The following is an 11,038-nucleotide window of genomic DNA, read 5'->3' as shown; positions in this document are numbered from 1 at the left end:
TGGTTAAGCAAGGTAATATACCCAAGGCATTTCAAAGTGCGAGTTTCAGGATTGCAGAGCAACTCAGGGTTTAGGCGCATCTTTAGATTAATGGTTATTCCCTTAAAAGAAAATGGACTGGCAATATGTTACTGCATTGCTCAGAATTCCCCGCCGGATTGACAATTAAAAGCGATACTCTAATACGATATGGGGTGTGATGTTACTCAATAACAATAAATGAACTCACTGTTAATCGGCCTTTTTTAGGACAAGAGATTAACCCCGCTTCAGGCTTGATATTACCTGAATGTAGCATATTACTGGGGAATATAATTGCTCGATTCATTTTTGCTTCTACACTAAAAATACGCTCAAAAAGAGGAGTATCACCTTCAATATATTGAGCTTTTAAATGTAGATTTTCTGCTAGGGCTTGTTGTTTTAATACCTGTCCGTATTGAGATATTTTTTGCTCAGTTATTCTTTCAAAGCCCGTTGATTTATGTCGATAAAATGAAGTACCACCGTGTGCTTTATCACAGAGGTAATGGATAACAGCATACTGTTTATTTGCTGTTGAATCAAAATGAGGCACCATTTGAATCGGTTTTAATTTATTAGGTGGCGTTGTCGTTATGGAAAATGCAGATAGTATGGTTTTAGCCTGCGCAGTTTGCTTGATACTAAAGTTAGAACACACTATAGAGTGATATAAATTTGATAGTTGAGTTCCATAACTGGCAGGCATTTGTTTTCTTATTCCTGGATAAAAATCGCTTGCTTGTTGACTAAATTCTTCACCGTTACTTGCTTGCGTAATAAACGCTGCGCATTGTTGGCAAAGTTATCTATGACTAATAGAGGCGTCTTTTCATTACCAATAGTGATTACTTTTACTGAAGCAAAATTGTTTAGTGCTAGTTCTTTTATTAGATCACTCAATTAACTTTTCAACTGCATATTTTTTTTATCTATCAATGAATAAATTTGGCCTAGTGAGGCGATCATTGTGTAGATAGGCAGTAATAGCCCTAATTGATGAAGCTTTGATACTTGTTCGGGGCTTAATGTAGCCATCTTATCTTTATCTATGGTATATAAACCGTTCAGCCGAGTTTTTTGTTGGTTTATGAAAGTTATTTCTAATGCGACTGGTTGTAATAAAGCCATTTCTTGTAATTGATCAATTAGTTGTTGATTATCTATCTCACCTTGCATAATTTGTGATAAACGGTATTTTACTTGACTAAAATAATCAGTTTCTGCTCCCTTCTCAGTAAATAAAAACTCTCCATCAGAGGTTGAAATAGTAGGGCTATCGAGATCTATACAAACTAAATGTTCTGTATTTTCAGTTTCTTGTGTTGTATTTTTTACCGGAGTCGTGCTAATAAAAAAAGGTTGACGTTGAATTTGAAGTGGTAAATATATCCCTTGCCATTGTTCATTTTGCCAAAACAAATTTTCACCACTTTCAAAACCTAACATAGCTGCACAAACAAATTGTCCGGTATCGCCATTTTTGGTGAGTAATATTGGATATTGCACGGCAAGGTTAGTAAACTCAGCAACTATGGCAGGTATAAGATGCAGGTTTTTACCATGAGTTTCAGCTAAGGTGTTGTTAATTTTAATGTGCTTATGATTTTTGTTGTCAACTGCTACTAGATTTGCCATCAGTATTCTCTTTTTAGTATGAATTTTATTATTTATTGTTCTGTTTGCACTAAAGGCGACTAAAACCGTACTGTTTTATTTTGTTTAATAATTCCCTATTACTTGGTAGGGTTGAAGTCATTGTTTGCGTCATTTTTTCATTTTGAGCAAATTGTTGTTCTGCATATTGCCAATCGTCAAGTAAATGAAAGGCATGGCTGTAATCAGTTTTAAAGCCCATACCATAAAGGATATATTGGTAACTAGCTGCTGGAAATACTTCATTATTACTGGTGAAATCGTGATCGGCAGGTGAGCGATATTGCCACAACTCCATTAAATCTTTCAGACTTTGAGGGATTGATTTTGGATCGCGGTTGTCACTCCAAAAGCGATTATCTACTCGCTTGCTTAATATATAGTGAAGCTTGAGAAAATCGATGATTTTATCCCAACGATATAAGAAGGTGTCGTTAAAGCGCTTAGCGACAATATCCATTGAGCGTCTTGTTGTTGGTAGTTGCTCTGCAATCATTTGAGCTGAGAGCTCAACTAATACTAACGCAGAGGCTTCAAGAGGCTCTAAAAAACCTGCTGATAAGCCTACTGCAACACAATTTTTTTGCCAAAATTTTTCTCTATGGCCAGAGTTAATTGGAATTTTTCTAACTTTTGCATTATCAAACTTAGTCCCTACATATTGGGCCAATATTTCTCTAGCTTGTTGTTCTGATGAATATTTACTTGAATAAACATAGCCAACACCTCGTCGATGTTGTAAGCCTATATCCCAAATCCAGCCAGCTTCTTGCCCAGTTGAAATAGTATGAGAGGCAATAGGTGATTCTTCATCTTCATAGGGCACTTGTATTGCTAATGCTGTATCAATAAATAAAATATCTTTGCAAGATTTAAACGGGACTTGGTAATGCTTACCGAGTAAAAGGGATGAAAACCCTGTGCAGTCAATAAATAACTCTCCGCAAATATCGCCATTATTTTTAGTTGATACTGAAGCAATATCACCATTACCTGCAGTATTTATTTTTTCTACATTATCTAAAATATGAGTAATGCCTAGTTTTTCAGTGCAATGCTTTTGTAGAAATATAGCGAATTTAACAGAGTCTAAATGATAGGCATAATTTACAATAGCATCAAATTCTGGTGTGCGAATGGTTTTTGGTGCTAAGCCCTTTTCACAAATCGCTTCTTGAAAGCAAACATCGTTTGAAAATGAATTTCCACAGCTTTTTTGATCTTTGGCAAGCCAGTAGGCTGCAATATCACCTTTAGCAAAGCCTTGAGGTAGTACTAAAGGGTGGTAATAAAAATCATTATCTGTGCCATCAACCCATTTAGCAAATTTGGCTCCTTGCTTAAAACTGGCGTCACACTCTCTTATAAAGTCTGTTTCACTTATACCTAATGCTATCAAAGTACTTCGCATGGTTGGCCAAGTGCCTTCACCAACACCAACAGCTGGAATAGTGGGGGACTCTACTAAAACAACGTTAATACCTTCAGTGGTATGTGATTTATGACGTGCTGCAACTCTACCAGCGGTTAACCAGCCGGCAATACCACCACCCACCACAACGACTGTTTCAATCGCACCATTTTTAGAGAGGTTATCATTTATATTTGTTTGAGTACTATGCATAAAACACTTCTTTTTAATGATAATGCGAAACGATTAATTACTCACCGTTTCGCCTAATTGTTTTAATTGCTCTTAAAAACTACTACGAATACCTATACCAAAACGACGGCCGCTATCTTCAATTAGTAATAATTGATTAGTAAAGCGACCACGTTTATGAATGTATTCTTCAGTTAAGTTAATGCCTTCAACAAATACTGTTAAGTTTTCAGTAACGTCGTAACTCGCACTTGCGTCAATTTGGTAATACTCTTCAACAATGGTGACACCATCACCATTGTTTTGTGATAATGACTGTAAGAAACTATCACGCCAGTTATAGGCAATACGACCTTGGAACGGACCGTTTTCATAAAAAGTGACTAAATTTAATGAATCACTTAATCCCGTTAAGGCAAATACTTGAGTGATATCCCTTGGATCTAACTCTGCATTACTATTCACTAAAGTCACATTGGCAAGTAAACCAAAACCAGAATTAAAGGTATGCTGTGCGGCAATTTCCCAACCATCAACAATGGCAGATTCACCATTATTGGGTAATGTATTGGTAAATACTGCAACTTCATCATCAGCATCTGGTGCGTCAGGGGTTGAACCTGTTGAAGGATCAGTTAATAGTCCTCCACTTTGTAATTCAAAAGTTTTAGGTTCTTGTGAATTAACAATGAAATTAGCTACATGTTTTCTAAAGTAGCCTGCTGATAAGTAACTTGCTTCGTCGTAATACCATTCAAGTGATAAATCTAAATTATCAGAGCTAAAAGGAACAAGTGCAGGGTTACCACTGGCAGAGTTTAAGTTACCACCTTGGCGTGTAGTCGTAATAACGGTTACTGGTGACATACTGCTTAATGTTGGACGCGTCAATGTTTTTGATGCAGCAACGCGGGCAATTAAGTCATCAGTCATTTCAAGTTTTACGCTAAAGTTAGGTAAAATTTCATCATAACTGGTGCTTTGAGTGAATAATTCTGGTGAACCGAATTGCGCTAACATTTCTGTTTTATCTAAAATAGTTAATGCTGTAACCGGTGCTGTAGTGCCTTGTACATCAGTACTTGTACTTTCGTAACGGAAGCCTGCAGTACTTGAAATTAACATACCGGCTAATTCACCTTCAAAATCTAGCTCTAAGTAGAAAGAATAAATATCTTCGCTGATTTCAAATGAGTTATCACGCTTAGCGGCGTCAAAACTAATAGTGCCGGAATTAACACTGGCATAATATTGTTCAAGGTAAGCAAAGTTTGCTTCACCATCATGGGCAAGCCATGATGTTGGCATGCGTCCACTACCACTTACATCACTTAAGAAGTCACTGCCGGCATCAAAAATATATTGTTCAAAACCTGACATATCAGGGGTGTCAGGGTAGCCACAATAGGTACAGTGAATACCGGCACCTTCGTTGTCCCAACGATCTAAGCTCTTAGTTTCAGATGAATACATTGCACCAAATTTCACTGCGGTTAAGCCAGTATCACCATCAGTACTCCATATAGCATTCCACCTTAACTGAGTTAAATCATCTTCAACCGCCCAGCCACGACGCAACATAACATGTGCTTTTGAGTTTGTGGTATCGTAAAAATCAGATACTCCAGCAGGTGAAACAGTTGGATCGTAAGCTACTCCGTCTAGTTCTTGTTGACCGCTGTAGATACTACTATCAGCTGAGGTGAAATTACTTGAGAGTGGTAAAATATTATTGTCTATTTCAAAGCGAACTCGGTTAGCGTAACCAATAAGAGATAACTGATCGCCACGACCATTGTTTTCATCTCTAGTCGCCTTTGAAGTGCTCAAATCAAATTGCATATTAAGATTATCGTTTATATCCCAATTAAAATTTAAACCAAAGGATGATGAACTGGTTAAGCGGTCAAACTTCTTCGCATGAAAATCAGTGGCTAAGCCAATCTCTTGATACATATCAATAACGGTTCCATTTTCATCAACAACCGCATTTTCGACATTAGGGGCAGTAAACCAGTGACCATAGGAAGTGGCATTAGTTTCAATATCAAAATCAGAATAAAGCACATCAGCAGTGACAATTAAGTTGTCTAACGGCGCATATTGCAATACCAAATTAGCATTTGTACGGGTACGGTTTTCAAAAGTAACTTTATGATCGTAATTTCGGGCAGAGAATATATTGCCGCTATAATTCTCTCCAGACTGAGTTTTAGGGTCTGGAATACCTACATTTTCTAACCAGCCATCAGTTTGGGCTTGGTTTAAACGAGTTTCTCGTTCTTGATAAGAAAGCGCCAATAAGACACCTAAAGTATCATCATTGAATGTATTACTAATTAAAGCTGAAACTTGTGGCGTTGTTTTCTCACTATTTCCATCTACGACTGCTTTTACTGAGCCGGCAACCTTGAAGCCATCAATCGCAAAAGGTCTTGCGGTATTAATATTGACTGTTGATCCAACCCCTCCTGATTGCACTGTTGCGGAAGAGGTTTTATGCACATCTAAACTTTTCACCATTTCTGAAGCAATGGTATCGAAACTAAATGCTCGGCTTGCGTTTTCAGAAGCAATTTTCCGACCATTCACTAATACCGTATTAAATTGAGGACCAAAACCACGCACAGTAATCATTTGTCCTTCACCACCAGAGCGATCAATAGATACGCCGGAAATACGTTGTAATGATTCTGCTAAGTTGGTATCTGGAAATTTACCTATATCTTCAGCAGATATTGAATCTACTACACCGCTAGCATCACGTTTAACATCCATTGCGCGAGCAAGTGAACCGCGTATGCCGGTAACTTGAATAACTTCGACTTCTTTGGCTTTTTTTGTTTCTTCTGCTAGCACTGGCTGCGATACTGCTACAGTGCCAAGTACAGCGAGTACAGCGCTTGCTACTTTATTTTTGTTATAATCGACCATGTTTTTATTTCTCTCAAAACTCGGATCTATCAAGATTGATAGTTGGCCACTTTCATCAATTTTTGTTTTAAGTCCACTGTTTTTCAGTAACTTAACTAAAGCATTCATAATTGAATACTCGCCTATTACTGAATTTGTTTGTTTTCCCTGAACTTTGTCCATTGGAAATAACAAGGTAACATCGGCCTGTTCTGCAAAATTAATTAACGATAAGTCAGCTCTTTGTCTTGGTATATTAAAGATCACTTTATCTCTTTTTTCTGTAGCGATGACATTGCCATTCAGGCTAATAATCATCATTAAACAGAATAATCGATTTTGTAATCTTTGATATTCCCCCTGTATGGTTTTCCTCCATACTAAAAACAAAGACGAGTGATTAAAAATTTTCCTCCATAAAAATTTAATATGAGTTTTGAGTAATTTTTTTTGATGACTAAACATAGTAAAATTCATTAACGCCTTTATAATTTTTATACTTTAAGCATATTTGTTTTGTTATTAAGTTAACTGTTTTAAATGTTTATATATATTTTTAAGTAATTAAATTCAGTATGTTAGGTTTCTTTGTTTCAGTTTCATGGTTTTATTTTTATGTGTTAATAAAGACACTATTACAATTATGCGGTACATTACAAGCAATAAAATTTTCTGATTTTAGTTGCTTAAAATAAATAATAAAATTTCTGGCGGATTTTTTTAATTAACTCGTCTTATTATTATCGAGATTTAATTTGCTGTAATAATATTGAGGTTAAATGTCAAACGAGACAGTATTTTATAAAATTTATTTGGCGTCTAGAAAAAGTATTTCTCGGGTTGTTTCTCGTATTGTACCACCCCATGAAATTGAAGATATTGTTCAAGAAACCTATGTGCGAATTTGTCAAATTGAAAATAAAGACCATATCAGTTCACCCAAATCTTTTATGTTCAAAATGGCGCGAAATTTAGCCTTAGATTACCAAAAACAAGCCAGTGTAAGGTTAGTTAAAGGTGTTGAAGATATGCGAGAGTTAGAGCTGTTACTTTCTGACCTTAATAAAGATGAAATGTACGACAATGCGGTAACCGATCGAGAATTCTCTCACTTTTGTAATGCCGTTAGAGAATTACCAGTTCAATGTAGAAAAGTTTTTGTGCTTAAGAAGGTATATGGCTTCTCTCAGCGTGAAATTGCGGAACAATTAACGATTAGTGAATCTACAGTGGAAAAACATATTTCAATGGGTGTAAAGCGTTGTACCTTATTTATGCGTAAAACTCAGTATGCCAGTTCAGTTAAATCACCGCTATCTGTAGGAGGTCGTTATGAGTAATATTCATCAACTTCATTCTAGTGAGCAAGCTAAGCAAGAAGAGTTACGTCTTGAACAGGCGAGTGATTGGATTGCTAAACTTGATAGAGAGTTAACTTGTGTAGAAAAAAGTGAGTTTAAATATTGGCTTGCACAAGATAATGAGAATATTAAACTACTACTAGAAATCGCTCAAATGTGGGATAAAATGGATGACTTAAGCCGTTTATCTGATTTATTCCCACAAGAACAATTAAAGAAAAAGTCAACGCCTTGGTTTGTTGCAATGGCGGCTTCATTTGTTGTTGCTATCTCTTTTTATTTAATGAATGGTATTGCCATTTTTTCTCCTTTATCTGAGACAATAACGTCTCAAGTTGTTGTTATGAAAGCGAGTTATCAAACGAATGTCGGTGAAAGTAATACAATTAATTTACCTGATAATAGTAAATTAGTATTAAACACCAATAGTTTTGCACAAGTGAAATATACTCAAAATGCACGGTTAATTGAGTTACAACGTGGAGAAATTCATATTGATGTTGCCCATGATAAATCAAGACCATTGAGCGTATTGGCCAATGGTAAGATTATTCAAGCTGTGGGTACTGCATTTAATGTACAAGTCAATAGTGACTTAGTGGAGTTAATCGTTACTGATGGTAAAGTACTAGTTGCCAAAAAAAGGAATATTTCTCTAAATTCTGACACCGAACAAATAGCAAAACGATTACCTAAAACGTCTATGGTAATATCAAAGGGTGAGAAAGTTGAACTAGATTTAACGAGTCAATCACTCGAAAAAGTTGTAAAAATAAAGCCTATTGATATAGCCGTAAAATTATCATGGCGCAGAGGAAATTTGATTTTTCGCGGCGAGTCACTCACAGATGCTATGGCTGAAATTAGTCGATATACCGATATCGAATTTGAATTAGCTGATGATGAACAACTTAGAAATGTTCAGGTTGCGGGTATGTTTAAAACCGGTGATGTAACAGGTTTACTTAATGTACTTAGAAAAAACTTTGATATTAGTTTTGAAAAAGTAAGTAAAGATAAAATTATTCTCAAATATTCTGGTTAATGTGTCTTATCTGTATTTATAAAAAATAACCTATTAAAAGCTTACCACTGAGTTTGGATAATCCGTTAATAGGTAACTCGAAATAAATCCCTTTTAATAAATAATACCCAATGAGTTTTAATACTCATTATTGGGTCAGGATTTTATTGTCTTTAAAAAAGTAAAAATAATAACAAAGGTTAATACCATGACATTAGATACGCTTGATATAAGCATCTTTATATTCTACGTAATAGGGCTACTGATTGCTGCACTTTGGATTTCACGAAATGAAAGCGCACAAGACAGAACTACGGATGATTATTTCTTGGCGAGTAAATCTCTTCCTTGGTGGGCTATTGGTGCATCTTTGATTGCCGCTAATATTTCTGCTGAGCAAATTATTGGAATGTCTGGCTCTGGGTTTGCTATTGGTTTAGCTATTGCTTCATATGAATGGATGGCAGCAATTACACTCTTAATTGTCGGTAAATATTTTCTGCCCATTTTTCTAAATTCCGGCATTTATTCTATGCCACAATTCCTGGATAAACGTTTTGATCATCGCGTAAAAACGGTAATGGCTATTTTTTGGTTGGGGGTTTATGTATTCGTCAACCTTTCAAGCATTTTATGGTTAGGAGGATTGGCCATTAGTGCTATGACAGGAGTTGATATTCTTTTTGGTATGTTATTTCTTGCTTTATTCTCAATTGCATATTCTTTATATGGTGGTCTAAAAGCAGTGGCTTTTACTGATATTGTTCAAGTTATATTACTGGTAATTGGCGGTTTGATTTTATCTTATTTAGCACTTGATGAAATAGCGCAAGGGCAGGGAATAATCGCAGGGTTCTCGTTATTAACTGAATTAGCGCCAGAAAAATTTGATATGATTTTAAGTCCTGATAATCCGCATTATATGAGCTTACCTGGTATCTCGGTTCTGGTGGGCGGTATGTGGGTGATGAACTTATCTTATTGGGGTTTTAATCAATACATTATTCAACGCGCATTAGCGGCTAAAAATATCAACGAGGCTCACAAAGGGATTGTTTTTGCGGCATTTTTAAAGCTGTTAATGCCGATTATTGTTGTCTTACCCGGTATTGCTGCAGTAATATTGATTCCTGACTTGTCAGCACCTGATCAAGCTTATCCAGAGATGATGGGTTTAATGCCTCATGGATTAAAAGGGTTAATTTTCGCAGCGTTAGTTGCCGCAATAATTTCATCGGTATCGTCAATGTCTAATAGTATCTCAACCATTTTCACTTTAGATATATATCAGTCGTTAGTGCCAAATAAATCGCAAAAGCATTATGTCAATGTTGGTCGTATGGCAAGTTTAATCGCTTTGTGCATGGCATTAATTATCGCTAAGCCATTATTAGGTAACTTTGACCAAGCATTTCAATATATTCAAGAATTTACCGGATTCTTTACTCCGGGTATTGTTGTGATCTTTATTTTAGGTTTATTTTGGAAAGGTATTAACGCTAATGGTGCTTTAGCTGCGGCTATAAGCTCTGCTGTTTGTTCATTACTGTTTAAAGTGCTTTGGCCTGAATTACCATTTATAGATCGTATTGGTTTAGTTTTTATATTATGTATTGTAATAGCAATAATGACATCGTTGTTATCCGTACAGTCAAATAAAGAACATAACCACGCAGTTGATTTAAGTAAAATAAGCTTTAAAACCAGTTCTATTTTTAACACTGCGGTTGTTGCTTTAGTACTTATTATTGCCGCTTTGTACGCTACTTGGTGGTAAATAAGGAACTCTAAAATATCTCTGTATGACTTTGTTTTCTATATCATGTAGAGACTAAATTATTATTGCAATGTAAGTTTAAAAACGCATTTCCATGTAGTATCGATATATATGGACACGACCCACTTTAAATCTCTGAGGGAGTATTTTATTCCCCGCCATTTGTGGTAAAATATGGATATATGTAAATTTATCCATAAAAACTGTCATGTGACTGTGTTGCTATATCACTTAGTATTTTCAGCCAAATATCGAAAAATAGTTTTTGATGCCGGTGTTGAAAGTGTTATATCTGAAGTTTGTTTAGAAATTGAATCCGATGAAGAACATATTCATTTTTTGGTTGAATCAGTGCCAACGTATAGCATAAAAAAGCTTGTAACTATGATAAAAATTTTAATAGCACGAGAGATTTTAAAGAAATGTCCTCATGTTAAAAAACAGTTATGGGGTGGTGAGTTTTGGTCGGATGGTTATTTTGCAGTACAGTTGGTAAACATGGGAATGAATCAATGATAAAAAACTATGTTAAAAATCAAGGGAAAAAGTATGGGCAGTTACATGTTGATCATAAATTGGAAATGTTCGAGTGAAATACCCCGCTTCACGAAGTGAAGTCGAGCCTAAGCGAGAGGGTTTACCTCGGGGATGTTTATCCATTTTTTACAATCTGGATGTGCGCT

The 11,038-nt window shown here is 35.7% G+C and carries 7 protein-coding genes and 1 pseudogene; 4 read left to right on the top strand and 4 right to left on the bottom strand.

Annotation, left to right across the window (positions count from 1 at the left end; translation table 11 throughout):
• Positions 1 to 202: 202 nt before the first annotated feature.
• The 4 genes from CJF42_RS22910 to CJF42_RS22890 form a co-directional block, all read right to left on the bottom strand.
• On the bottom strand, positions 203 to 802 hold the full coding sequence (locus CJF42_RS22910; protein ID WP_252097713.1) for a DUF6445 family protein: 600 nt from the start codon (positions 800 to 802) through the stop codon (positions 203 to 205).
• Positions 803 to 924: 122 nt separating this feature from the next.
• Positions 925 to 1,659 (bottom strand): SapC family protein, encoded by a 735-nt coding sequence (locus CJF42_RS22900; RefSeq protein WP_095368879.1) that lies wholly within the window; start codon positions 1,657 to 1,659, stop codon positions 925 to 927.
• A 49-nt stretch (positions 1,660 to 1,708) separates the two neighbouring features.
• Positions 1,709 to 3,301, bottom strand: coding sequence for a tryptophan halogenase family protein (locus CJF42_RS22895; RefSeq protein WP_095368878.1), 1,593 nt, complete (start codon positions 3,299 to 3,301; stop codon positions 1,709 to 1,711).
• Between the two features lie 72 nt (positions 3,302 to 3,373).
• A complete protein-coding gene (locus CJF42_RS22890) occupies positions 3,374 to 6,658 on the bottom strand; it encodes a TonB-dependent receptor (RefSeq protein WP_095368882.1) in 3,285 nt (1,094 codons plus the stop codon).
• Positions 6,659 to 6,972: 314 nt separating this feature from the next.
• On the opposite strand from CJF42_RS22890, the gene CJF42_RS22885 reads away from it, so the two are divergent.
• The 4 genes and pseudogenes from CJF42_RS22885 to tnpA all read left to right on the top strand — a co-directional run bounded on the left by CJF42_RS22885 (position 6,973) and on the right by tnpA (position 10,948).
• On the top strand, positions 6,973 to 7,533 hold the full coding sequence (locus CJF42_RS22885) for an RNA polymerase sigma factor (protein WP_095368877.1): 561 nt from the start codon (positions 6,973 to 6,975) through the stop codon (positions 7,531 to 7,533).
• On the top strand, positions 7,526 to 8,599 hold the full coding sequence (locus CJF42_RS22880) for a FecR family protein (RefSeq protein WP_095368876.1): 1,074 nt from the start codon (positions 7,526 to 7,528) through the stop codon (positions 8,597 to 8,599). The genes CJF42_RS22885 and CJF42_RS22880 overlap by 8 nt, the downstream gene beginning before the upstream one ends.
• Before the next feature lie 187 nt (positions 8,600 to 8,786).
• Complete coding sequence (locus CJF42_RS22875; protein WP_095368875.1) at positions 8,787 to 10,355, top strand: sodium/sugar symporter; 1,569 nt, start codon at positions 8,787 to 8,789, stop codon at positions 10,353 to 10,355.
• Between the two features lie 180 nt (positions 10,356 to 10,535).
• Positions 10,536 to 10,948: pseudogene (gene tnpA, locus CJF42_RS22870) on the top strand (IS200/IS605 family transposase).
• The last annotated feature ends 90 nt before the right edge of the window (positions 10,949 to 11,038 follow it).

The sequence above is a fragment of the Pseudoalteromonas sp. NBT06-2 genome (assembly GCF_002276045.1).
In the GTDB taxonomy this organism is placed as follows: Bacteria; Pseudomonadota; Gammaproteobacteria; order Enterobacterales; family Alteromonadaceae; genus Pseudoalteromonas.
Note: the sequence above shows the minus strand (reverse complement) of the source record. Positions and strands in the feature narration are given on the sequence as shown.

Excerpts from the sequence above, each read along its gene's own strand:
- CJF42_RS22900 (WP_095368879.1), bottom strand. The coding sequence starts at position 1,659 with ATGGCAAATCTAGTAGCAGTTGACAACAAAAATCATAAGCACATTAAA.
- CJF42_RS22895 (WP_095368878.1), bottom strand. The coding sequence starts at position 3,301 with ATGCATAGTACTCAAACAAATATAAATGATAACCTCTCTAAAAATGGT.
- CJF42_RS22890 (WP_095368882.1), bottom strand. The coding sequence starts at position 6,658 with ATGTTTAGTCATCAAAAAAAATTACTCAAAACTCATATTAAATTTTTA.
- CJF42_RS22885 (WP_095368877.1), top strand. The coding sequence starts at position 6,973 with ATGTCAAACGAGACAGTATTTTATAAAATTTATTTGGCGTCTAGAAAA.
- CJF42_RS22880 (WP_095368876.1), top strand. The coding sequence starts at position 7,526 with ATGAGTAATATTCATCAACTTCATTCTAGTGAGCAAGCTAAGCAAGAA.
- CJF42_RS22875 (WP_095368875.1), top strand. The coding sequence starts at position 8,787 with ATGACATTAGATACGCTTGATATAAGCATCTTTATATTCTACGTAATA.